The organism is Kitasatospora sp. NPDC088861, from assembly GCF_044750105.1.
Lineage (GTDB): Bacteria > Actinomycetota > Actinomycetes > Streptomycetales > Streptomycetaceae > Kitasatospora.
The window spans coordinates 639,645-662,752 of sequence record NZ_JBIVJF010000001.1; the positions used below are offsets into that span (position 1 = coordinate 639,645).

A 23,108-nucleotide genomic window follows, 5' to 3' on the forward strand; every position below is an offset into this window, starting at 1 on the left:
GCCCGGGGTGTGGACTGCTGTTCTACGCGTGTCCTGCTGTGCGGTTTTCCCACTTTCGGGAAGTTGTGCACAGCTGTGGAAAGCCCGCGGCCGAAAAGTTATCCACAGGCTGGGGAGACTTTTCCCCAGTGTGGATAACCATGTGGATAAGCAGGACAGTCTGATGATGGGGATAACCGACCGGTTTCCCGCCCGTGTCCGGGCATGCCTGACCGCCGCCCGGCACCAGCGGTCCGAAGCGGCGGAGGTGGCTCGACCGGAGCCTCAGGAGGAGCGGGAGGTCACTTCCACTGGGTGGAGACGCCGAACCCCGCGGCGATGAAGCCGAAACCGACCAGGATGTTCCAGTTCCGCCAGCTCTCGACCGGGTAGCTGCCGCTGGTCACGTAATAGGTGACGATCCAGACCAGGCCGATCAGGAACAGTGCCAGCATCAGCGGTGCGACCCAACTGCGGCCCGAACTGATCTTCACCGCGGCCGTGGTCGGCGGGGTGTAGTCGGACTTCTTGCGGAGTCGAGACTTCGGCACGAGGAGCTCTCCTGTCGATGCGCTGTGAGACCGCGCAGAGGTGCAGCGGGGGTCGGTCGGCCGGTGACGGGCGGTGCGGAACGCACGGGACCGTTCCCGCACGCGCCACCGGCGTCCGTTAGCGTAGTGGCTCGGTGGGTCTTAAGGAGATAAGGGTACGGTGCCTAATTTGTCGATTCCCCCTCGGCCGACCACTACCCGCCGCTCCGGCACCCGAATTGTCGGGCGTGCCCTGACCTGTGCGGTCTTCGCGCTCGCCGGACTGCTCTTCTACATCAGCGCGCAGACCGCCCGCGGCACCGACCTGCGGACGGACAACTCGCTGCTGAGCCTCGGCGACGTGATACGCCAGCGCAGCTCGCAGAACCAGCAGGCCCAGGCCCAGCTGGCCGACCTCCAGGCCCGCGCGCAGGAGCTCACCGGGCAGCAGGGCGGCAACCCCGCCGACGCCGCCCGGCTGGACGGCCTGCGGCTCGGCGCGGCCCTGGAGCCGCTGCAGGGCGGCGGCCTGACCGTCACCCTCAACGACGCCCCGCCGAACGCCACCGCCCGCATCCCGGGCGTCCCCGAGCCCGGCGTCAACGACCTGGTCATCCACCAGCAGGACATCCAGGCCGTGGTCAACGCGCTGTGGCGGGGCGGCGCCGAGGGCGTGCAGGTGATGGACCAGCGGCTGATCTCCACCAGCGCCGTCCGCTGCGTCGGCAACACCCTGCTGCTCCAGGGCCGGGTCTACTCGCCGCCGTACGTGGTCCGGGCGGTCGGCCGCACCGATGCGCTGAAGGCCGCCGTCGACGGCGACCCGACGATCCGCAACTACCTCCAGTACGTCCAGGCGTACGGACTCGGCTGGAAGGTCCAGGAGAGCGGTGATCTGAACCTCCCCGGATACTCCGGCACCACCGAGCTGCGGTCGGCGGGCGGGCAGCAGTAGCGGACCGGCCCCGCGGTCGTTGATCCCGGGTCTACTCTTGACCCCAGTCCGCTACGTCGAGGGAGCACCATGTACGGCTGGATCTGGCGTCACCTCCCGGGAAACACCCTGGTCCGCGCCGTCATCTCGCTGCTCCTCATCGTGGGGATCGTCTATCTCCTCTTCACCTACGTCTTCCCGTGGGCGGAACCGTTGCTCCCCTTCGGTGACGTCACAGTGGACGGCGGCGAAGGTGCCGCGGCCGGCTGAACCGGCGGCCCTGCTCCTCCACCCTGCCGACCCCGCCCCGCATCCCACGGAGACCACGCGAGAATGACCACCCAGCCGACCGCGCCCCGCATCCTGGTCGTGGACAACTACGACAGCTTCGTCTTCAACCTGGTCCAGTACCTGTACCAGCTCGGTGCCACCTGCGAGGTGGTGCGCAACGACGAGGTGACCGTCGAGCACGCCGTCCGCCGGTCCGGCGGCGAGGACGACCAGGGTTTCGACGGGGTGCTGCTCTCCCCCGGGCCCGGGGCGCCGGAGGAGGCCGGGGTCTGCATCGGGATGGTGCACCACTGCGCGGGGATCGGGCTGCCGGTGTTCGGCGTCTGCCTGGGCCTGCAGTCGATCGCGGTCGCGTACGGCGCGGTGGTCGACCGGGCACCGGAACTGCTGCACGGCAAGACCTCGCCGGTCGAGCACGAGGACGGCGGGGTGTTCGAGGGACTGCCCTCGCCGCTGACCGCCACCCGGTACCACTCGCTGGCGGTCGAACCGGCCACCGTGCCGGACGAACTGGTGGTCACCGCGCGCACCGACAGCGGCGTGATCATGGGCCTGCGGCACCGCGAACTGCCCGTCGAGGGCGTGCAGTTCCACCCCGAGTCGGTGCTCACCGAGGGCGGGCACCGGATGCTCGCCAACTGGCTGGCGGAGTGCGGCTACCCGCAGGCCGTGGACCGGTCGGCCGGGCTCGCCCCGGTGATCGGCCGGGGCTGAGCGGCGTGACCGCGCTGCGTCCGGAGGGGCGTTACCAGCCGGAGGCGGGCCCGGGCGACGGACAGCCGTACGGCGGCGCGCAGTACGGCGGCGGTCCGTACGGGGACGGCCGGTACGGCGACGGGCAGCACCACGGTGACGCGGCGGCGTACCCGCAGCCGTACCCGGCGCAGCCCGGACAGGGCGCCGCCGAGGACGCCTGGGGCGTGTACGAGCAGGCCGAGCAGCCCGCCGCGTCCGGCCCCGAGTACCCGTGGCTGCCCGACCAGACGCTCCAGCTGCGCCTGCCCCTCGACATCGGCGGGCCGGCCGTGGAACCGGCCCCGCCCACCGGTGGCCGGGCCGAGCGCCGCAGGGCCGCCCAGGGCCGGACCTCCGTGCGCGCGGGCGTCGGTCGGCGCCGGGCGAGCGGCCGGGGCGCCGGGGCGAAGGCGCGGCCCAAGGAGTCCGCGGTCGTGGTGGCCGCGCGGCTCGTCGGGGAGCTGTGCATCACGCTCGGCGTGGTGATGCTGCTCTTCGTCTCGTACCAGCTCTGGTGGACCAACGTGCAGGCCGACGCGGCCGCCGACGGCGCCCGCAACCGGCTGGAGCAGCAGTTCGACGCCGCCCTGGCGCCGCCGAAGCCCGGGCAGCCGGCTCCGGACCCGGCCAAGCCGGAGTCGTTCGAGCCCGGCAAGGGCTTCGCCATCATCTACCTGCCCAAGCTGGGGCTGAAGTTCCCGATCGCCGAGGGCACCTCCAAGCCGGCGGTGCTCGACAAGGGCCTGGTCGGCCACTACACCGGCACCGGGATGCCGGCCGACAAGGCGGGCAACTTCGCGCTGGCCGCGCACCGCAACACCCACGGCGAGCCGTTCCGGTACATCAACCAGCTCGGCAAGGGCGACAAGATCGTGGTGGAGACCGCCACCTCGTACTACACGTACGAGGTCACCAGCAGCATCCCGGAGACCTCTCCCAACAACGTGAGCGTGATCAAGCCCGTCCCCAACGGCGCCGGTTACGCGGGCGCCGGCCGGTACATCACGCTGACCACCTGCACCCCGGAGTTCACCTCCAAGTTCCGCCTCATCGTCTTTGGCAAGATGACCGAGGAACGGCCGCGCAGCCAAGGCAAGCCGGCCGCGATCACGGGCGGGTGACCGCCCGGGCACCCGGCACGAAGGGGGAGCACCGGAGATGACGGACGAGACCGCGCAGTCGGCCGAGCCGCGGGAGGAGGCCTTCCCGCCGCCCGAGGCCGGCCCCGCGCCCGCCCGGCGCGGTCGCAGTCGGGCGCTGGCCGCGCTCGGCGTCTTCGGCGAGCTGCTGATCACCCTGGGACTGGTGCTCGGCCTGTTCGTGGCCTACTCGCTGTGGTGGACCAACGTCGAGGCCGACCGCTCGGCGGCTGCGGCCTCCGACCGGCTGCGCGACACCTGGGCCGCGAGCCCGACCGGTACCCCCTCGGCGGCCCCCGGCGGGACGTCCGCCCCCGCCGCGCCGTTCGCGGCCGGGGACGCGGTCGGCTTCCTGCACGTCCCGGCGATGGGCCGGGACTACCAGGTGCTGATCCGGATGGGCACCGACAGCGACACCCTGGCCGAGGGCGTGGCGGGGGTGTACGAGCAGCCCTACCGCGCCGCGATGCCCTGGGACCAGGCCGGCAACTTCGCGCTGGCCGCCCACCGGGACGGCCACGGCGCCAAGTTCCACGACCTGGACGCGGTGCACAAGGGCGCCGCGGTCGTCGTCGAGACCAAGGACAAGTGGTACGTCTACCGGGTCGACAGCACCCTGCCGGAGACGTCCAAGTACGACACCGGCATCGTCGCGCCCGTCCCGGTCGGCTCCGGCTACACCGGCCCCGGCCGGTACATCACGCTGACCACCTGCACGCCGGTGTACACCTCGCGCTACCGGATGGCGGTCTGGGGGAGCCTGGTGCGGGTGGACGACGTGGACGCCAAGCGCACCCCGCCGCCGGAGCTGCGTCAGCCCTGAGCCCGCCGGCCGCTGCTGAGGTCCGGCTGCTGCGGCCTGGAACCCGCGGTCCGGTTGCGGTAGCCCGGCACCGAGAACGCCCGGCATCGAGAACGCCCGGCACCGAGAACGCCCGAGGGCCCGTCGCAACCGCTGCGACGGGCCCTCGGGCGTACGGCCGGACAACTCCCACCAAGCCTCAGATCCAGGGGAACCAGGGCTTAGTTGTTGTTCCCCCCTTTGGTGTTGGAGGGTGAGGGGGAGAGGGGGTCACCCCCTTTGGGCGGATCGGCCGGCTTCGTGATGAGCATCACCTGGGTGTTCGGGTCCAGCTGGGTGCCGGCGGCCGGGTTGGTGCTCACGACGATGGCGTTCGGGTCCGACGGACCGGACACCACCGTGTAGAGCAGCCCGACCTTGCTCAGCTGCGAGATGGCGTCCGACAGCTTGACGTTCTGCAGCGGCGGGACCTGGGGCTTGTCCTGCATCTTGAAGATCGTCAGCGTGATCTTCGTGTTGGCCGGGACCTTGGTGTTGGCCTGGACCGACTGCGCGGCGACGGTGTTCGCCTTGCTCTGGTCGGTGGTCTGCACCGTCTTCGAGGCGTCGACCTGGAAGCCCAGGCCCTCCAGCTGGGCCTGCGCCACCTCCTTCTGCGCGCCGCCCACGTTCGGCACGGTCACCTTCGACTTGCCCTGCGAGACGGTCAGCTTGACCGGCGCGGTCGGGTCGCCGGCGGTGCCCGCCGCCGGGTCCTGGGCGGTGACGTTCTCCTGCGGAGCGGTGTCGTCGTCCTTGTACTCGGTGGTGACGTTGGTGAAGCCGGCGTCGCCGAGCGCCTTGGTCGCCTGGTCCTTGGTCTTGCCGACCACGTTCGGCAGGGGGGCCTTGGCCGGGCCGGAGGAGAGCTGCACGGTGATGGTGCTGTTCTCCGCGACCTGGCCGCCGACGGCCGGGTTCTGGGTGCAGACCTGGTCCTTCTTGATGTTGGCGTCCGGGCAGGCGAGCTTGTCGCCCTCGGCCACCACGAGCTTGGGACCGGCCGCGGCCGCGGCCGTCTTGGCATCCGCCAGGCTCTTGCCGACCAGGTTCGGCACGGCGACCTTCGGGGTCTCCGTGGTGCCGCCGCCGTTGCCGTTGAACATGGCCTGGGCCACGAAGAAGGTGCCGACCAGGACCAGCACGGCGGCGACCGCCAGCACGATCCAGGAGGTGTTGCTCTTCTTCGGCGGCTGCTCGCCGCGCCGGCCGCCGTCCCGGCCGTAGCCGTCGTCGTGGCCGCCGCCCGCCGGGCCGTCGGCGTAGGCCTGGCCGTAGCCGTCGTCCTGGTAGCCGCCCTGCGGGCCGTAGCCGGGCTGCGCGCCGGCCTGCGGCAGGACGGTGGTCGGGCCGCCGCCGGGCTGCTGCGGCAGCACGTTGGTCTGGCCGTACGGGTCGTGCTGCTGCGGGTAGCCGTTCTGGTCGTAGCCGTACCCGGCGCCCATGCCGTACGCGGCGGCCTGCTGGGCGGCGGCCACCGGCAGGCCGTCGAGGAAGCGCTCGATGTCGTCGCGCATCTCGTCGGCGCTCTGGTAGCGGTAGTCGCGCTCCTTGGCGAGCGCCTTCAGCACGATCGCGTCGATCTCGGGGCGGACCTCGGGATCGAAGACGGACGGCGGCTGCGCCTCCTCCCGGACGTGCTGGTAGGCCACCGCGACCGGGGAGTCGCCGACGAACGGCGGGCGGACGGTCAGCAGTTCGTAGAGCAGGCAGCCGGTGGAGTAGAGGTCGGAGCGGGCGTCGACCTGCTCGCCCTTGGCCTGCTCGGGGGAGAGGTACTGGGCGGTGCCGATGACGGCCGAGGTCTGGGTCATGGTCATCCCGGCGTCGCCCATCGCGCGGGCGATGCCGAAGTCCATGACCTTGACGTTGCCCTGCCGGGTCAGCATCACGTTGGCCGGCTTGATGTCGCGGTGCACGATGCCGGCGCGGTGCGAGTACTCCAGCGCTTGCAGGATGCCGATGGTCATCTCCAGCGCGCGCTCGGGCAGCAGCCGTCGGCCGGAGTGCAGCAGCTCGCGCAGGGTGGACCCCTCGACGTACTCCATCACGATGTACGGGATGGAGATGTTGTCGATGTAGTCCTCGCCGGTGTCGTACACGGCGACGATCGCGGGGTGGTTCAGGGACGCCGCGGACTGCGCCTCGCGGCGGAAGCGGGCCTGGAACGACGGATCCCGGGCCATGTCGGCCCGGAGCGTCTTCACTGCGACGGAACGGCCGAGCCGGGTGTCATGGGCGAGGTACACCTCGGCCATGCCGCCGCGTCCGAGGACGCCGCCGAGCTCGTACCTGCCGCCTAGGCGACGAGGCTCTTCCATAGTTCCGACCCTCTCCCTCACCTGCCGGCGAGGTTGTGACGTAGGTGTCCCCGCACGCTCTGGGTGACGCCGAGCGGGTCTCGACCGGTTCTCCGGCCGGGCCGTGCGCCGTCTCGCGGGCGGCAACGGGCACACCCGCTGCTGGCGGATACGCTACCGGTCGCACCGCATCGGACCGGAGTCGGCCGTCGGCCGATATCAGACCGGTATACCGGACGGGGTGTCGATCGTGACTTTCCACTCACGGCCGGGCCTCCTCCTCACTTGCCGAGGACGGCCTGCATCACCGCCTTGGCGATCGGGGCGGCCAGCCGGCCGCCGCTGATGCCGTCGCGATTGTTGGAGCCGTCCTCGACCACGACCGCGACCGCGACGGACTGGCCGTCGGTGGTCTTGGCCCAGGAGGTGAACCAGGCGAACGGCAGCCCGGCGTTGTCCTCGCCGTGCTGCGCGGTACCGGTCTTGCCGCCGACCTGGAGGCCGGGGATCTTGGCGTTCTTGCCGGTGCCGTTCTCCACCACCGAGACCATCAGGTCCTGCATCTTCTGCGCGGTGGCCGGGCTCATCGCCTGGGAGAACTGCTTCTCGGTGTGCTTGGAGATGGTGGTCAGCGAGGCCGAGCGCTCCTGGTCGACCAGGTACGGCTGCATCAGGCTGCCGTTGTTGGCGATCGCGGCGGACACCATGGCCATCTGCAGCGGGGTGGCGCGGGTGTCGTGCTGGCCGATCGAGTCCTGCGCGGTGCCATCCAGGCTCGCGCTGTTCGGGAAGATGCTCTTCTCGGAACGGACCGGGGTGTCGATGGTGCTGTTGAAGCCGAACTTCTCGGCCTGCGCCCGCATCTTGTCCTTGCCGAGGTCCGCGCCCATCTTGGCGTAGACCGTGTTGCAGGACTGGTCCATCCCCGACTTGACCGTGGCGTTCCCGCACTTCTCGAGCGGCGACTCGTTGTTCAGCACCGTCTGGGTGCCCGGCAGGGTGTACGGGTCCGGCGTCGCGGTCTGGTCGTCGATGTTCTGGTACAGGCCGTTCTCGAACGCGGCGGTCGCGGTCACCAGCTTGAACGTGGAGCCGGGCGGATAGGTCTCCTTCAGCGCCCGGTTGAGCATCGGCTTGTTGGGGTCGGCGTTGAGGTCCGTCCAGGCCTTGGAGTCGCCGCTCTCGCTGCCGGCGATGGTGCCCGGGTCGTAGGACGGGGTGGAGACCAGCGCCAGGATCGCGCCGGTCTTCGGGTCGATCGCGACGGCGGCGCCCTTCTTGTCCCCCAGGCCGTCCCAGGCGGCCTTCTGGGCCTTCGCGTTGATCGTGGTGACGACGTCGCCGCCGCGCTGCTGCTCGCCGGTCAGCATGTCCAGGGTGTTGCGGAAGAACAGCCGGTCGTCGGTGCCGGAGAGGATGCCGTCCTCCAGGTTCTCCAGCTGGCTGGAGCCGAAGACCTGGGAGGAGTAGCCGGTGACCGGGGCGTACATCGGGCCGTCGACCCAGGATCGCTTGTACTTGTAGCGCAGGCCGTTGACGAAGTCGGACTTCGTGACCGGCTGGCCGCCGACGATGATGTTGCCGCGCGGGTGCGCGTACCGGTCGTACTGCTGGCGCTTGTTGTTCTTGTTGGTGGCCCAGGCATCGGCCTGGACACCCTGCACCCAGTTGGTGCGCACCATCAGGGCCAGGATCAGGACGAGGCAGAAGATCGAGACCCGGCGGATCGGCTTGTTCATCGAGCGGGTCCTCCCTGGCCCTCGGTGGCCGGGGTCGCTTCGACCCCGGGTCGGCGGGCGCTGTCGCTGATCTTCAGCAGGATCGCGACCAGCGCCCAGTTGGCGACCACGGACGACCCGCCCTGGGCGAGGAACGGCATGGTCATACCGGTGAGCGGGATCAGCCCGGTGACCCCGCCGGCCACGACGAAGACCTGCAGCGCCATCGCCGACGAGAGCCCGACGGCGAACAGCTTGCCGAACGGGTCGCGGGCCGCGAGGGCGGTGCGCAGGCCGCGCTGCACCAGCAGGGCGTACAGCAGGAAGATCGCCATCAGGCCGGTCAGCCCGAGTTCCTCGCCGAACGAGCCCAGGATGAAGTCGCTCTTCGCGGCGAAGTTGATCAGCCAGGAGCGGCCCTGGCCGAGGCCCGAGCCGGTCACCCCGCCGGAGCCGAGCGCCATCAGCGACTGGCCGATCTGCTCGGTGGCGCCCTTGGGCGGGTGTGCTCCGAAGGCGGCCATCGGGTCGAGCCAGGCGTCGATGCGGACCTTGACGTGGCTGGTGGTCATGGCGACCGCGACCGCGCCGCCGATCGACATCAGCAGGCCGAACAGGATCCAGCTGGTCCGCTCGGTGGCGACGTAGAGCATCACCACGAACAGGCCGAAGAACAGGAAGGACGTGCCGAGGTCGTTCTCGAAGACCAGGATCAGCAGGCTGAGCAGCCAGATCACGATGATCGGGCCGAGGTCGCGCCCGCGTGGCAGGTACAGGCCCATGAAGCGGCGGCTGGCCAGTGCGAGGGCGTCGCGCTTGACCATCAGGTAGCCGGCGAAGAACACCGTCAGGATGATCTTGGCGAACTCGCCGGGCTGGATGGAGAAGCCGCCCATCCGGATCCAGATCTTGGCGCCGAAGTCCTCCGCCCGGGCCGGGAAGAAGGCCGGCGCGGCGAGCAGGACCAGCGCCGCCACCATCGAGATGTAGGTGTAGCGCTGGAGCACCCGGTGATCCTTCAGGAACACCATCACGGCGATGAACAGCCCGATCCCGAGGGCCGACCACATCAGCTGGTTCCGGGCCGCCGGGAAGTTGGCGCTCAGCAGCTTTCCGGCCTTGTCGAGCCGCCAGATCATCACCACGCCGAGACCGTTCAGCAGGGTGGCGATCGGCAGCATCAGCGGGTCCGCGTACGGCGCGAAGCGGCGCACCAGCAGGTGCGCGACCAGCGCCAGCGCGCCCATGCCGAGTCCGTAGCCGACCATGCCGCTCGGCAGCGTGGAGTCCATCGCGAGCCCCACGTTGGCGTACGCGAGGATCGGCAGCACGACGGCGAAGGCCAGCAGGGCCAGCTCGGTGTTGCGCCGGTTCGGCGCGCCCTGGAGGGAGATGGTGGTGTTGGCCCGGCGCCGGGTGGCGGCGCGGTCGGTGGCCGTCCGGCGCCTGCCGGCCCGGCCGGTGTCGTCGCTCAGGTCGTAGGTGCTCACGTGGTGACCGCTCCCTGACGGCCGGCTGCCCCGCTCGGGGCGGGCCTATGTCGGATCACGGAGGTCACTGCTTCGGGCAGGAGTCGGCCCGGCTGCGCTCCTCCTCGGTCAGCCCGGACAGGTCGCCCGACGGGCCGGTGTTCGGCGCGGCGGCGTTCGGCGCCGGGGCGGACGTGCTCGGGGCGGTCGGGGTCGGGGTGGCCGGGGTCGGGGAGGTGGGAGCCGCCGGGGGGCGGGTCTTCTCCCCCGGGGTGGGCGTGACGGCCAGGAACGCGGCGTGGGTGGCCTGCGCCGCCTGGGTGGCCGGGGCGGTCCGGGCGTCGGCGACCTTCTTGCAGAGCTTGACCCAGCCGTCGAGCTCCTGGACGGTCGCGGTGGCGGCGCCCAGGCTGTCGGCCGCGATGGTCTTGTTGAGGTGCTCGGCCTGGTCCTGCGGCAGGTACTTGAGCTCGACGTCCTTGTACGCGGTGTGCACCGAGGACAGGCTCAGGCCGGCCAGGTTCTGGTTGATGCCCTGGTAGACCGCGACGTGGTCGCCCTGCTTGCCGACGTAGTACTGGTCCTGGGTCCACTGGTAGCCGAAGAACCCGGCACCACCGAGCAGACCGAGGGTGACCAGGACGGCCACCGAGACGGTGAGGCCCTTGCGCTTGCGCTTCGCGGGCGGCTCCTCGTCGAACTCCTCGGCGCCGTACACCGAGGGCTCGCCGGAGCCGTAGCCGTACTCGCCCTCGTAGCCCTCGGCGGGGCCGAAGCCGCCCTGGGCGGCGTCGTAGCCCTCGGCCGGGCCGAAGGCGCCCTGCGGGGCGCGGCCGAGGCCGGCGGCGCGGCCGGCCGGGGTGTCGGCGATCGAGCGGTCCGCGGCGGCCGAGGACGGCGGGGTGTCGGCGACCGCGCCGACCACCACCGGCACGTCGTTGTACTGGCCGCTCGTGGTGTCCGTGGCACCGACGTCGATGACGTCCGCCACGATGCAGGTGATGTTGTCCGGACCGCCGCCGCGCAGCGCGAGCTGGATCAGCTCCTGCACGGTCTGCTCGGGCGAGTAGTAGCTGCCGAGGGTGTCCTGGAGGGTCTGGTGGCTGACCGGGCCGGAGAGGCCGTCGGAGCAGATCAGGTAGCGGTCGCCGGCGCGGACCTCGCGGATCGACAGGTCGGGCTCGACCTGGCCGCGGCCGTCGAGCGCCCGCATCAGCAGCGAGCGCTGCGGGTGGGTCTCGGCCTCCTCCGGCGTGATCCGGCCCTCGTCGACCAGGCGCTGCACCCAGGTGTGGTCCTGGGTGATCTGCACCAGCGAGCCGTCGCGCAGCAGGTAGGCGCGGGAGTCGCCGACGTGCACCATGCCCATCCGCTGGCCGGTCCAGAGCATGGCGGTCAGCGTGCAGCCCATGCCCTCCAGCTGCGGGTCCTCCTCGACCATCTGCCGGAGCCGGTCGTTGGCGCCCTGGACGGCGTCGCCCAGCAGGGTCAGCAGGTCGGCGCCCGGCACGTCCTCGTCCAGTCGGACGATCGAGCCGAGCACCTCGGAGGACGCGACCTCGCCGGCCGCGGCGCCGCCCATGCCGTCGGCCACGGCCAGCAGCCGCGGCCCGGCGTAGCCGGAGTCCTCGTTCCCCTCCCGGATCAGTCCCTTGTGGGAGCCGGCGGCGAAGCGCAGCACCAGGGTCATGCGACCTGTGCCCCCCTCTGGGTCATGGACGGGATGCTGTCCCTCATGCGCTACTACTTCCGCAGTTCGATGACGGTCCTGCCGATACGGATCGGCATGCCCGGCTGGAGCGGGGTGGGCGCGGTCAGGCGCTGCCGGTCCAGATAGGTGCCGTTGGTGGAGCCTAGATCCTCGACCGTCCACTGCCCAGTCTGATCCGGATAGATCCTGGCATGCCGGGAGGACGCGTAGTCGTCGTCCAGCACGATGGTGGAGTCGTGCGCGCGGCCCAGGGTGATGGTCTGGCCCTGGAGCGCCACGGTGGTGCCGGCCAGCGAGCCCTGCACCACCACGAGCTGGGTCGGGGCGCCGCGACGGCGTCCGCCGCCCTGGGTCTGGCCCGCCGCGGGGCCGGCGGCCGGGGCCTGTGCGGCGCGCCCCGCGGCCGGAGCGGCGGCGGCGCCGCCCGGAGCGGCGTTGGCGCCGCGACGGGAGGAGCGGGGGTTCACCTTGGTCCCGAACAGGTCGCTGCGGATCACCTGGATCGCGACGATGACGAACAGCCACAGCACGGCCAGGAAGCCCAGCCGCATGACCGTGAGGGTCAGTTCTGACATGGCCGGCCCGCCTGTCGGTGAGCGAGGCGCGCGAACAACTCGGACACTACCCTTCGACCTGTCGGTAGACGATGGTGGTGGAGCCCACGACGATGCGGGAGCCGTCGCGGAGCGTAGCGCGCTGGGTGTGCTGTCCGTCCACCACGATGCCGTTGGTGGATCCCAGGTCGAGAACCATCGAAGGGGTGCCGGGGCGGATCTCGGCGTGCTTGCGGGAGACCCCGGGGTCGTCGATCCGCACGTCCGCCTCGGTCGAGCGGCCGAGCACGCAGGCCGCGCCGGTGATCTGGTGGCGGGCGCCGTTCACCTCGATCCAGCGGCGGACCGAGGCGCCGTGGCCGGCGCCGGGGAAGGCGCGGACGTTGCCGCCGGACGTCGCGGGCGGGCCCGGGGGCATCGCCGGGGGCGCGGCCGGCGGCGGGGGCGCGCCGTACTGGCCGGCGCCGGTCTGCTGCCACGGTGCGCCGGGGGCCGGCGCGGCCGGCTGGCGGTCGTAGCCGGACTGCTGCGGGGCGTACTGCTGGGGCTCCTCGGCCGCCAGGGTGCGGCTGCGCACCCGGTACAGGCCGGTGTCCAGGTCGTCGGCCTTCTCCAGGTTCACCTGGAGCGGGCCCATGAAGCTGTACCGCTGGGCCTCCGCGTACTCGCGGACCATGCCGGCCAGCTCGGCGCCCAGCTGCCCGGAGTAGGGGCTGAGCCGCTCGTGGTCGTGCGGGCTCAGCTCGACGATGAAGTCGTTCGGCACGACGGTGCGGTCGCGGTTCCAGATGCTCGCGTTGTTGTCGCACTCGCGCTGCAGCGCACCGGCGATCTCCACGGGCTGGACCTCGGACTTGAACACCTTGGCGAAGGTGCCGTTGACGAGACCCTCAAGCCGCTGTTCGAACTTCTTCAGCACTCCCATGGGACACCCCCTTCCAGGGTTCGTTCGCCTGCCTGCCGACCGGATCCCGCCGGGAGTCGGTCGTGCCTACTTGCGGTACTTCCGTACTGATCGTATCCACGCCGGGCCCTTCCGTACGGTTCCCGGACAGCGTGGTGCCCGGGGGTGGGCTCGGACACACAGGGTGACGCATACCGGGTACGGCACGCCAGGTGTGCCCGCCCGGATGGGCTCCCGTCACTCGCTCGCCCGTTCGTCGTGCATCCGTTCGGATGCGCTTCGTCCCGCCGGAGAACGGATTCGGAGCGGCCCCCCGGGTCGTGCTACTGTTTTCCACGTCGGAAGGGCCGCCCACCAGGGAGGCCGGTCCAAGGGAACGCGAAGACCACATGGTACCGAGCGGTTCGGAAGATCGGTCGGCAACGAAGACGACACCCATGCGCGGGTGGCGGAATAGGCAGACGCGCTGGATTCAGGTTCCAGTGCCCGAAAGGGCGTGGGGGTTCAACTCCCCCCTCGCGCACAGCGAAGCCCCGCAGATCTACGGATCTGCGGGGCTTTCTCGTTGTCCCGGTCAGGAACGGGTGGCGGGCAGCTCGGCGCGGACCTCGAAGCCGCCGTCCTGGGTGGGGCCGGCGCTGAGCGAGCCGCCCAGCAACTGCGCGCGCTCGCGCAGGCCGACCAGGCCGTGGCCGCCGCCCGGCAGGATCTCGTCCGGGTGGACCGGGGGCGCGTCGTTGCGCACCTCGACCCGCAGTCGGCGCCCCTTCGCCCGGACCTTCACGTGCACCGCCGCCTCCGGGGCGTACTTGGTGATGTTGGTGAGCGCCTCCTGGACGGTGCGGTAGGCGGCCCGCTCGACCGCCTCCGGCCACGGGCGGTCACCGGGGTTCAGTTCGGTGTCGGCGGCCAGCCCGCTCTCCGCGATCAGCCGGGGCAGGTCGGCCAGCCGGGGCTGCGGGGCGAGCGGGGCGTCCGGGCGCGGGCTCGCGGTGCTGCGCAGCACCCCGACCATCTGGCGCAGCTCGTCGAGGGTGCGGACGGCCAGTTCGCGGATGGTGCGGGCGGTGGCCGCGGCGGCCGGGTCGCCGGTGCTCACCTGGAGCGCGCCGGCCTGGATGCTGATCAGGCTGACCTGGTGCGAGACCACGTCGTGCATCTCCCGGGCGAGCCGGCCGCGCTCGCTGATCAGCACCCGTTCGGCGAGCAGCCGGCTCTCCCGCTCCTGGCCGCGGGTCAGCTCGTCGAGCCGGGCGGCCAGCTCCCGCCGGGTGCGGGCGAGCAGCCCGGTGGCGGCCGGGCCGGCGGCCAGCATCACCGACTGGATGGCGTAGAGCGCGGTGTCCCGGCTGAGTTCGAGGGTCTGTTCGGACAGCGGCCAGTGGAAGAACTCGACCAGCGTGAACAGGGTCGCGCAGGGGATGACGATCCGCGGGCGGGGGCGCTCGGCGGCCACCGTGTAGACGGCGGTGATCGGGGCCAGCCAGATGTCGTCGACGTAGCTGCCGGGCATGGTGAGCAGCAGCGCCGCCACCGGGAAGCGGCGGCGCCAGAGCAGGGCGACGGCGGCCAGCGTGGAGAGCGCAATCTGCCACCACGGGGAGTTCCGGGCCACCAGGGCGGCGTCCAGGAGGGAGTAGAGGGCGGGCAGCAGCAGCATCAGCCAGGGGGCGGTGCACCAGGCCGGGAGCCGTCTGGACGGCAGCTGTTCGGTGGCCGTCATGCCCCGTCGCCGGGTTTCGGCCGGACCAGCCCGGCCCGGTGGGCGAGCACCGCCGCCTGGACCCGGTTGGCCGCGCCGAGCTTGCCGAGGATCGCGCTGATGTGGTCCTTGACGGTGCCGGTGCCGAGGAAGAGCCGGTCGGCGATCTCGGCGTTGGACAGTCCCTCGCCGAGCAGGGCCAGCACGTCGAGCTCCCGGCCGGTGAGGGTGCGGGCGAGCGAGGTGGCCTCGGCGTCCGGGCCGCCGCCGTCCACGTAGCCGCCGATCACGGTGCGGGTCACGGTCGGGGACAGGATGTTGCCGCCGGCCGCGAGCACCCGGACGGCGTGGACCAGCTGCTCGGGGGCGGTGTCCTTGAGCAGGAAGCCGGCGGCGCCGGCCCGCAGCGCGGTGCCGATGTACTCGTCGCTGTCGAAGGTGGTGAGCATCGCCACGGCGGGCGGGTCCGGCAGGGCGCGCAGCCGGCGCAGCACCGAGATGCCGTCGAGGTCCGGCATCCGGATGTCGAGGAGCACCACGTGCGGGCGCAGGCGCTGGACGTGCTCCTCGGCCTGGCCGCCGGAGCAGTCGCCGACGACGTCCAGGTCGGGGGCGGAGCCGACGATGAGGCCCAGGCCGGAGCGGACCAGGATCTCGTCGTCCACGATCAGCACGCGGGTGTCGGTGATGGTGCCTCCTCGGTTCTGGCGGCCGGGGTCGGGCGGTCCGCGCGGGTCGTTTCGAGGGTAGGGGTAGCCGGGGTGGGGCGCCGAACGGATGGCGGTCCTCACCCCCGCCACATGGCGGGGGTCGGAATCCGCTACCCGGTTCACGCAATTCTCAGGCCGGGTGGGGAACCATGGAGTTGGCTGCCCTTTGTCGGCCTGCTCCATTCAGTGGGCGCCCGGTCGAGGTGAGGGCCGCCGGTCAGTCCGTCGGGCCCCCTGCGGGCACCCGTCGCCGGGCCGTGTGCGGATGCGCCCCACCATCTGATCGTTTGGAATTGAGCTGTGTCGTCCACTGTGAAGTCGGAGCCTTCCGCCACGTCCACCGGGCCCCGGCCCGTCGGCGTGCTCGACCGCTGGCGCCCGCGGGCCGCCGCCGTCTCCGTGTGGTACCTCCGGCTGCTGGCGCTGCTGAACGTGGCGACGGTGCTGCTGGTGCCGTGGGGGAACCAGGTCAACGAGCACAACGAGGGTGAGTACTTCACCCCGTACCTGATGACCTCGGGTCTGGCCAGCGCGGTGCTGGCGGTCTTCCTGGCCATCGCGATGCGGCGGCGCAAGCGGGCCGCCTGGATCTTCAACGCGGCCCTGGCCAGCATGTTCGCGGTGCTGTACCTGCTGGCCATGGTGATGCCCGGCGAGCGGTTCAAGGACCACCCGCTCAACTACATCTCCACCGTGCTGACCTGCCTGTTCGTCCTGGCGCTGGTCATCGGGCGGAAGGACTTCACGTCCAAGGGCGACCGCTCCAACCCGAAGACCGCGGCGGCCACCTTCGTCGGCGGGCTGCTGTTCGGCGGGGTCGTCGGCGCGCTGCTGGTCTGGGCGACCAACGGGCTCGGCGGCGCGGGCTTCTGGGACCTCTTCCGCTACTCCGTCGGCCGGATGATCACGATCAACCCCTCGGAGCACCTGCGCTCGGTGATCTCCTCGCCGACCTGGGTCAACGCGGCGATCAACGCGATGGGCGCGGTGCTCTTCCTGCTGGTGCTCTACGTGGCCTTCCGCAGCCCGCGCGGCAAGGAGCTGCTGAACCCCGAGGACGAGGCGAAGCTGCGCTCGCTGCTGGACAAGCAGGGCGAGCGGGACTCGCTCGGCTACTTCGCGCTGCGCCGGGACAAGGCGGTGATCTTCTCCCCCAGCGGCAAGGCGGCGGTGACCTACCGGGTGATCGGCGGGGTCTCGCTGGCCTCGGGCGACCCGATCGGCGACCCGGAGGCCTGGCCGGGTGCGATCGACTCCTGGCTGGCCGAGGCCCGCGAGCACGCCTGGGCGCCGGCCGTGATGGGCGCCTCCGAGGAGGCCGGCGTGATCTACGCCCGGCACGGGCTGGACGCGCTGGAGCTGGGCGACGAGGCGATCGTCGAGCTGGACGAGTTCTCGCTGGACGGCCGGGCGATGCGGGTGGTCCGCCAGGCGTACAACCGGGTCAAGCGGGCCGGGTACACGGTGCGGATCCGCCGGCACGAGGACATCCCCGAGTGCGAGATGGCCGAACTGGTGGCCAAGGCCGACCAGTGGCGCGACGGGGCGACCGAGCGCGGCTTCTCGATGGCGCTCGGCCGGCTCGGCGACCCGGGCGACGGCCGCTGCGTGATGCTGGAGTGCCACGACGGCGACGGCGAGCTCAAGGCGCTGCTGAGCTTCGTCCCGTGGGGCCCGGACGGGCTCTCGCTGGACCTGATGCGCCGGGCCCGGGACACCGAGAACGGCCTGATGGAGTTCATGGTCATCGAGCTGCTGCAGCGTGCCGAGGAGGTCGGGCTGAAGCGGGTGTCGCTGAACTTCGCGATGTTCCGCTCGGTCTTCGAGCGCGGTTCGCGGCTCGGGGCCGGCCCGGTGCTGCGGTTGTGGCGTTCCGTCCTGGGCTTCTTCTCGCGCTGGTGGCAGATCGAGTCGCTGTACCGCGCGAACGCCAAGTACCGGCCGATCTGGGAGCCCCGCTACCTGCTGTTCGAGAAGAGCAGCGAGATCCCGCGGATCGGCATCGCCAGCGCGCGGGCCGAGGGCTTCATCGTCGCGCCGAGCCTGCCCGCCCTGTTCCGCCGCCGGCACTCCGGGGCCGCCGTGGTGGCGCCCCGGCTCCCGGTCGCGGCGCGGGACGGGAAGGGGTAGCCCTCCGCCGGGGGGCGGAGGGGACCGGGCGGTCGGATAGGGGGTGACGTCAGGGGTATCCCTCCCCCCAGAGGATGACCCTGATCCGCATCTATGCCGATGTGGATTTGTTAAGAGGCTTCTAATGTGGGAGTAGCTCAGAAAGTTCGGGGATTCGGGAGTAACGGTTGTGATGGACAGGACCCACGCGGGGGGCGTGCGGGAGGGGTCGCTGGCACTGGCCAGATCGGCCGCTGTCGCCGAGTGGGGGACGTTGTACGCGACGGTGCGGGACGCGGTGGTGCGCAAGAAGTTCGCCGCCGTTCCGATGGCCACGGCGGCGACGTTTCTGATCCTCCTGTTCAGCATCACCCAGCACCTGCCGGGCGGCGAGCACTTCGTCAACCGCATCGGGGTGGTGAAGGCGGCGCTGCCGCTGGACGTCTCGCTGCTGCGGACCCCGCTCTCGCTGTACGTGCCGGCGCTGGACCTGCCGGTCTGGGGCGCGCTGGCCCAGGTGTTCGTGGTCTTCGGCGTCGCCGAGATCGTGCTCGGCCGGCGGATGACCCTGGTGGTGGCCTACACCTGCACCCTGGCGGGCACGCTGTTCGCCCGGATCGGCGTGGCGCTCGGCCCGGGCCACCTGTTCGGCTTCCCGAAGTGGGTCGCCTACGTGCGGGACACCGGGCCGTCGGCCGCGGTGGTGGCGCTGGCGATCTGCATCGCGTTCCGCTGCCGGGCCTGGTTCACCGCCGGCCTGGTGGTGGTCATGATGGTCGGCGAGGCGGTCGTGCTGCCGAACCTCGCCGGGCTGGAGCACGTGGTCGCGGTGACCACCGCGCTGCTGCTCGCCGTCTCGGTCGAGGTGTTCGGGGACTTCTGGCCGCGGGTGCTGGCCGGGGTCGGGGCCGCCACCTCGGTGGCCGCGGCCGCGTCGCGGGAGGTCGCGGTGGAGGCCCGGCGGCGCCCGGCGGGCGCGCTCGTCCCCTGATCCACACACCGTCTGACGGCCGTCGGGCAGCCAGCCGTCAGGCGTGCGGCAGGGGGAGTTCGAACCAGACCACCTTGCCGACCGCCTTGCGGGCGGTGCCCCAGCGTTCGGCGAGCTTGGTCACCAGGGTGAGACCGCGGCCGGTCTCGCCCAACTGTTCGGCCGGTTCCAGCGACGGCAGGTTGTGGTTGTCGTCGCTGACCTCCACCAGCAGCTTGTCCACCCGGATCAGCTGGAGCTGGACGCGGTCCCGGGCCACCCGGACGGCGTTCGTGACCAGCTCGCTGACCAGCAGCTCGGTGATGTCGCTGAGCGCCTCCAGGTGCCAGCCGGCCAGCTGCTCGCGGACCAGCGAGCGGGCCCGGCGCACCTCGCGGTGGTCCACCCTGAGGTCCCAGGTGGCCACCTCGGACGGGGCGACCCCGTCGAAGCGGGCCACCAGCAGGGCGACGTCGTCCTTCCGGTCGTCCGAGTGCAGCCGCTTGAGCACCACGTCGCAGGCCTGCTCGGGGCTCTGCAGTGGGTCGATCAGATTGCCGCAGAGCGCTGCCAGGCCCGCTCCTATGTCGCCGCCCCGGACCTCGACCAGGCCGTCGGTGCACAGCACCAGCATCGAGCCGTCCGAGACGTCGATGGTCTTGGCGACGAACGGCACCCCGCCGACCCCGATCGGCGCGCCGGCCGGGATCTCCAGCAGCTCGCCGGAGCCGTCCGGGTGCACCAGCACCGGCGGGACGTGGCCGGCGCTGGCCAGCTCGCAGGTCCGGTTGATCGGGTCGTAGACCGCGTACAGGCAGGTGGCGAGGTGGTCGTCGCCGAGCTTGTGGGCCAGGTTGTCCAGGTGCCGCAGCAGTTGGCCGGGCGGCAGGTCGAGCGCGGCGAGGGTCTGCATGGCCGTCCGGAAGCGCCCCATCGCGGCCGCCGAGTGCAGGCCGTGGCCCATCACGTCGCCGACCACCAGGGCGACCCGGCTGCCGGGCAGCTGGATCGCGTCGAACCAGTCGCCGCCGACCTCGGCCTTCGGGTCGCCCGGCAGGTAGCGGTGGGCGATCTGGACGCCGGGGATCTGCGGCGGGCGGGTCGGGATCATCGAGCGCTGGAGGGTGGTGGCCACCCTGGCCTCGGCGCGGTGCAGCCGGGCGTTGTCCAGGGAGAGCGCGGCGCGGACGGCCAGCTCCTTGAGCGTGGCGGCGTCGCTCTCGTCGAAGGGGGCGCGGTCCGGCAGCCGGAGCAGCTTGAGGATGCCCAGCACGGTGCCCCGGGCGGACAGCGGCACCACCAGCATCGAGCGGCCGGAGACCACCGGGGCCAGCCGGGCTCCGCCGAGCGCGATCGCGTAGTCGACCGCGACGTCCGCGCTGATCACCGGGACCAGGACCGGCTGGTTCAGCTGCAGGGCCATCCCCGGCGGGGTGCGGCGCGGCATGCTGACCAGCGAGCCCTCGGACAGCACGTGGTCCCAGGCGCCGCCGGTCTCGTTGTAGACCAGGGCGACCCGGCGGAGCATGGTGTCGTCGTCCGGGCGGGCGGCCGGCAGTTCGGATTCGGAGATCAGCCCGTCCACCAGGTCCACGCAGGCGAAGTCGGCGACCCGGGGGACCAGCACCTGGCAGAGCTCGTGCGCGGTGAAGCCGAGGTCCAGGGTGGTGCCGACCTTGCCGCCGACCTCGTTCAGCAGCGCCAGCTGCTCGCCGGCCTGCCCGTTGGTCAGGAACGGGCTCAGCCGACCGGACTGGGCGCCCTCGGCGCCGGCGGGGGCGGAAGGGGCCCGGCCGGTGCGGCGGGGTGGACGGCCGTGGGCGGACGGTTCGGCGGCGGCCGGCTCGATGGCGGCTCCTCCTCCGGTCGGGGACGGGGCGGTCGGGGAGGGGGTGGTCGGGGCCGGGGTGGTCGGTGGGACGCCTGCCGGGGCGCCGGCGGCGCCGGACGGCTGGGCGGCCGCGGACCGCTCGGCGGTCTCGCGCTGGGCCGGCAGCGGGCCGGTCGGCCGCCCCCGGACCGTCCGGGCCGGGGGCGCGGACTGCTCGGGCTGCGGCGGCGGGCCGACCCGGGCGGCGCGCTGCTGGGCGGTCGGGTAGCGGCGGCCGAGTCCGGCGGCGGCGTGCGCGGCGGCGGCCTGCGGGTCGGCGGGCAGGACCGGCAGCACGGTGGCCGGGTCCAGCCGCAGAGCGGGCAGACCGGCCTGGTCCAGCACGTCGAGCAGCAGCGCCCGGCGGTCGGCCGAACCGGCCGGCAGCAGCCCGGCCAGCCGGTCGGCCGACAGCAGACCGGCGCGCAGCCGGCCGGGCGGGGTCAGGGCCGCGCCCAGCCGGTGGAAGCCGCCCCGGGCGGGCGGGGCGGCGGCGAACGGCAGCAGCCGCTCGCCGAGTGCGAGCCGGGGGCCGGCGGTGCGCAGCGGCCGGGCGTCGGCGGCGAGGGCGAGCAGGCCGCCGAACGGGTCGGGCAGCGGCCAGGCCCACCAGAGCACGTCGCGCAGGTGCTCCTCGCGGTCGATGACGGCCAGCTGGCCGGCCCAGGGGCGCCCGTCGGCGGTCAGCGCGGCCAGGGTGTCCAGGGCGTCGCAGCGGCGGCGCACGACGGACCCGGCGGCCTGGCCGGGGGCGGCGAGCGGTTCCACGGCGGGCAGCAGTCCGCTGGCCGGCCGGTCGTGGGCGACTTCGGCGCGGTGCCCGAACAGTTCCTCGGCGGCCCGGCTCCACTGGGCGATCCGTCCGGTCCGGTCGACCAGGACGAGGGCGAGCCGGACCAGGGCGGCCACGCCGGCCGGGTGGTCACCCGGTACGGCCTCGGCGCCCGCCGGACGCGGTGTGGAGTTGGACTCGGCCACCATGGATTCGGTCTGCTCCCGCCTGGCCGCCACGCCTGGAGGCGGCCGTCTCTCCGGAGGAAGGCACGCTGTGCGGAACCCCGGGGCGTGTCTTGTGGATCGTGCCGGGCTTGAGGGCGTGTCTGAACGAGTCCGCCGGGCGCCCGACGCCGCGTGCTGATCCGACGCGAATCATCAGACACGCCCTAGCGAAGCACGGACCGGCCCGGGCGTGATAGCGAAACGGGGAGATTCCTCAGGATCGGTTGCGTGCCGTGCGGCGCGCGCCGGTTCGCACTCCCCGTTCACCCGGACCGGGCCTTCGCGCGCGAGGGTAGGGTGGCAGGCCGGGCCACCCCGCGGGGCGGCTCCGCATGGACGCAGCCGGCCGGACGAGACAGAGGCGAGAAGTGACCGCGCAGAGCCCCGTCCGCTGGACGGACCCGCAGCAGCAGGAGCTGGAGGAGCGGGTCGCCGCCGCCGAACTCGCCTGGCTCAGCATGGACGTCGACGTGCAGACGCTGCGGGTCGAGATCGACAACTTCGCGCTGATCCACCATCAGCTGCTGGGCCCGCTCTACGCCCGGCTGGACGAGCTGGAGGCGCTGGTCGCCGAGGCGGTCGCGGCCAGGACCGGGCACCCCGAGGACCTCCGCCGGGCCGCCGAGGCCCGCCGGCAGGTCGACGAACTGCCCGACCTCGACGCGCTGTTCGACTCCGTCCGGGAGCAGGAGGCGGCCCCGCCGCCGCCCGCCGCGCCGGCCCGGGTGCGCCCCGGGCGGGACGCCCAGCGGATCTACCGCGAGCTGGTCCGCCGGGCCCACCCCGACCTCAGCACCGACCCGGCCGAGCAGCAGCGCCGGGCCGCATTCCTGGCCCGGGTGAACGAGGCCTACGCGGTCGGCGACGCCGCCGCGCTGGAGGGCCTGTCCGCCGAGTGGTCCACCGCGCCCGAGGCCGCGCCCGGCACCGACTCCCCCGACCGGCTGGAGTGGCTGCGCCGCCGGCTGGAGTGGCTGACCGGCAAGATCACCGAGACCGCCACCGAGCAGGTCCGGCTGGAACAGACCCCGATGGGTCAGCTGCTCGCGCTGGCCCCGCAGGACCCGGACCGGCTGCTGGAGCAGCTCGCCGAGGAACTGCTCGCCAAGGCCGCCGCCCAGCAGGCCGAACTGGAGCGGCTGCTCGGCGCCCCGGCCGCGGCGGGCGACGGCCACCGGCAGCCGGTGGGCGACAATGGCACCGACCCGACCCAGCCCCAGGAGAGCCACACGATGTTCGCCCAGATCCCCTCCACCACCGCCGCCGCAGTGCCCGCCGACGCAGCCCTGCTGGACGTGCGCGAGCAGGACGAGTGGGACGCCGGCCACGTGGACGGCGCGCTGCACATCCCGCTCGGCGAGGTGATCGCCCGGATCGACGAGCTGCCGGACGGGAAGCTGTACGTGCTCTGCCGGGTCGGCGGACGCTCCGCGCAGGTCGTCCAGTACCTGGTGCAGCAGGGCCGGGACGCGGTGAACGTGGACGGCGGCATGTACGCCTGGGAGGGCGCGGGCCGTCCGATGGTCAGCAGCACCGACCAGGACGCCTTCGTCCTGTAGGCCTGTAGGCCTGTAGGCCTGTAGGACGGTGGCCCGGTGGCCCCGTCCGGCACCGTCGTGTTCGCCCGGTAGGGCAGGATGGGC

At 72.4% G+C, this 23,108-nt stretch carries 18 protein-coding genes and 1 tRNA gene; 9 read left to right on the top strand and 10 right to left on the bottom strand.

Annotation, left to right across the window (positions count from 1 at the left end; all coding sequences use genetic code 11):
• Positions 1-281: 281 nt before the first annotated feature.
• Positions 282-530, bottom strand: a complete 249-nt coding sequence (gene crgA / locus ACIP37_RS02775) for a cell division protein CrgA (RefSeq protein WP_350876761.1) — start codon at positions 528-530, stop codon at positions 282-284.
• Between the two features lie 175 nt (positions 531-705).
• On the opposite strand from crgA, the gene ACIP37_RS02780 reads away from it, so the two are divergent.
• The 5 genes from ACIP37_RS02780 (at position 706) to ACIP37_RS02800 (ending at position 4,431) form a co-directional block, all read left to right on the top strand.
• Entirely contained in the window at positions 706-1,464 is a 759-nt protein-coding gene (locus ACIP37_RS02780) for a DUF881 domain-containing protein (protein WP_363588012.1), read from the top strand.
• Between the two features lie 69 nt (positions 1,465-1,533).
• Entirely contained in the window at positions 1,534-1,713 is a 180-nt protein-coding gene (locus ACIP37_RS02785) for a hypothetical protein (protein ID WP_363587974.1), read from the top strand.
• A 63-nt stretch (positions 1,714-1,776) separates the two neighbouring features.
• Positions 1,777-2,448, top strand: coding sequence for an aminodeoxychorismate/anthranilate synthase component II (locus tag ACIP37_RS02790; RefSeq protein WP_063348449.1), 672 nt, complete (start codon positions 1,777-1,779; stop codon positions 2,446-2,448).
• Positions 2,449-2,453: 5 nt separating this feature from the next.
• The gene (locus ACIP37_RS02795; RefSeq protein WP_400804316.1) at positions 2,454-3,590 is read left to right on the top strand and encodes a class E sortase; all 1,137 of its coding nucleotides are present in this window, start codon (positions 2,454-2,456) and stop codon (positions 3,588-3,590) included.
• Positions 3,591-3,627: 37 nt separating this feature from the next.
• A complete protein-coding gene (locus tag ACIP37_RS02800; RefSeq protein ID WP_363587978.1) occupies positions 3,628-4,431 on the top strand; it encodes a class E sortase in 804 nt (267 codons plus the stop codon).
• Between the two features lie 200 nt (positions 4,432-4,631).
• On the opposite strand, the gene pknB is transcribed toward ACIP37_RS02800, so the two are convergent.
• From pknB to ACIP37_RS02830, 6 genes are all read right to left on the bottom strand, one after another.
• A complete protein-coding gene (pknB, locus tag ACIP37_RS02805) occupies positions 4,632-6,770 on the bottom strand; it encodes a Stk1 family PASTA domain-containing Ser/Thr kinase (RefSeq protein ID WP_363587980.1) in 2,139 nt (712 codons plus the stop codon).
• A 260-nt stretch (positions 6,771-7,030) separates the two neighbouring features.
• Positions 7,031-8,488 (bottom strand): penicillin-binding transpeptidase domain-containing protein, encoded by a 1,458-nt coding sequence (locus tag ACIP37_RS02810; protein WP_363587982.1) that lies wholly within the window; start codon positions 8,486-8,488, stop codon positions 7,031-7,033.
• Positions 8,485-9,861: an FtsW/RodA/SpoVE family cell cycle protein gene (locus ACIP37_RS02815; protein ID WP_363588014.1), complete on the bottom strand. Its 1,377-nt coding sequence runs from the start codon at positions 9,859-9,861 to the stop codon at positions 8,485-8,487. The genes ACIP37_RS02810 and ACIP37_RS02815 overlap by 4 nt, the downstream gene beginning before the upstream one ends.
• Before the next feature lie 160 nt (positions 9,862-10,021).
• The gene (locus ACIP37_RS02820; protein ID WP_400804320.1) at positions 10,022-11,626 is read right to left on the bottom strand and encodes a PP2C family protein-serine/threonine phosphatase; all 1,605 of its coding nucleotides are present in this window, start codon (positions 11,624-11,626) and stop codon (positions 10,022-10,024) included.
• 53 nt (positions 11,627-11,679) lie between these two features.
• Positions 11,680-12,222 (bottom strand): FHA domain-containing protein, encoded by a 543-nt coding sequence (locus ACIP37_RS02825; protein WP_363619389.1) that lies wholly within the window; start codon positions 12,220-12,222, stop codon positions 11,680-11,682.
• Between the two features lie 46 nt (positions 12,223-12,268).
• On the bottom strand, positions 12,269-13,126 hold the full coding sequence (locus ACIP37_RS02830; RefSeq protein ID WP_363587988.1) for a DUF3662 and FHA domain-containing protein: 858 nt from the start codon (positions 13,124-13,126) through the stop codon (positions 12,269-12,271).
• 418 nt (positions 13,127-13,544) lie between these two features.
• Between ACIP37_RS02830 and ACIP37_RS02835 the strand changes: the two genes are divergently transcribed.
• A tRNA-Leu gene (locus tag ACIP37_RS02835) sits at positions 13,545-13,628 on the top strand.
• A gap of 51 nt (positions 13,629-13,679) precedes the next feature.
• Here the strand turns inward: ACIP37_RS02835 and ACIP37_RS02840 are convergent.
• A complete protein-coding gene (locus ACIP37_RS02840; protein ID WP_363628010.1) occupies positions 13,680-14,828 on the bottom strand; it encodes a histidine kinase in 1,149 nt (382 codons plus the stop codon).
• The gene (locus ACIP37_RS02845; protein WP_363588016.1) at positions 14,825-15,496 is read right to left on the bottom strand and encodes a response regulator transcription factor; all 672 of its coding nucleotides are present in this window, start codon (positions 15,494-15,496) and stop codon (positions 14,825-14,827) included. Before ACIP37_RS02845 ends, ACIP37_RS02840 begins: the two co-directional genes overlap by 4 nt.
• A gap of 321 nt (positions 15,497-15,817) precedes the next feature.
• Between ACIP37_RS02845 and ACIP37_RS02850 the strand changes: the two genes are divergently transcribed.
• Together ACIP37_RS02850 and ACIP37_RS02855 are read left to right on the top strand one after the other, a co-directional pair.
• Entirely contained in the window at positions 15,818-17,647 is a 1,830-nt protein-coding gene (locus tag ACIP37_RS02850; protein ID WP_400327283.1) for a phosphatidylglycerol lysyltransferase domain-containing protein, read from the top strand.
• Positions 17,648-17,819: 172 nt separating this feature from the next.
• Positions 17,820-18,617, top strand: coding sequence for a hypothetical protein (locus tag ACIP37_RS02855; protein ID WP_363587992.1), 798 nt, complete (start codon positions 17,820-17,822; stop codon positions 18,615-18,617).
• Positions 18,618-18,654: 37 nt separating this feature from the next.
• Here ACIP37_RS02855 and ACIP37_RS02860 read toward each other — a convergent pair whose 3' ends face one another.
• Entirely contained in the window at positions 18,655-21,477 is a 2,823-nt protein-coding gene (locus ACIP37_RS02860; RefSeq protein WP_400804325.1) for a SpoIIE family protein phosphatase, read from the bottom strand.
• Between the two features lie 356 nt (positions 21,478-21,833).
• Here ACIP37_RS02860 and ACIP37_RS02865 point away from each other — a divergent pair, with 356 nt between their 5' ends.
• Positions 21,834-23,024: a rhodanese-like domain-containing protein gene (locus ACIP37_RS02865; RefSeq protein ID WP_400804328.1), complete on the top strand. Its 1,191-nt coding sequence runs from the start codon at positions 21,834-21,836 to the stop codon at positions 23,022-23,024.
• Positions 23,025-23,108: the final 84 nt, after the last annotated feature.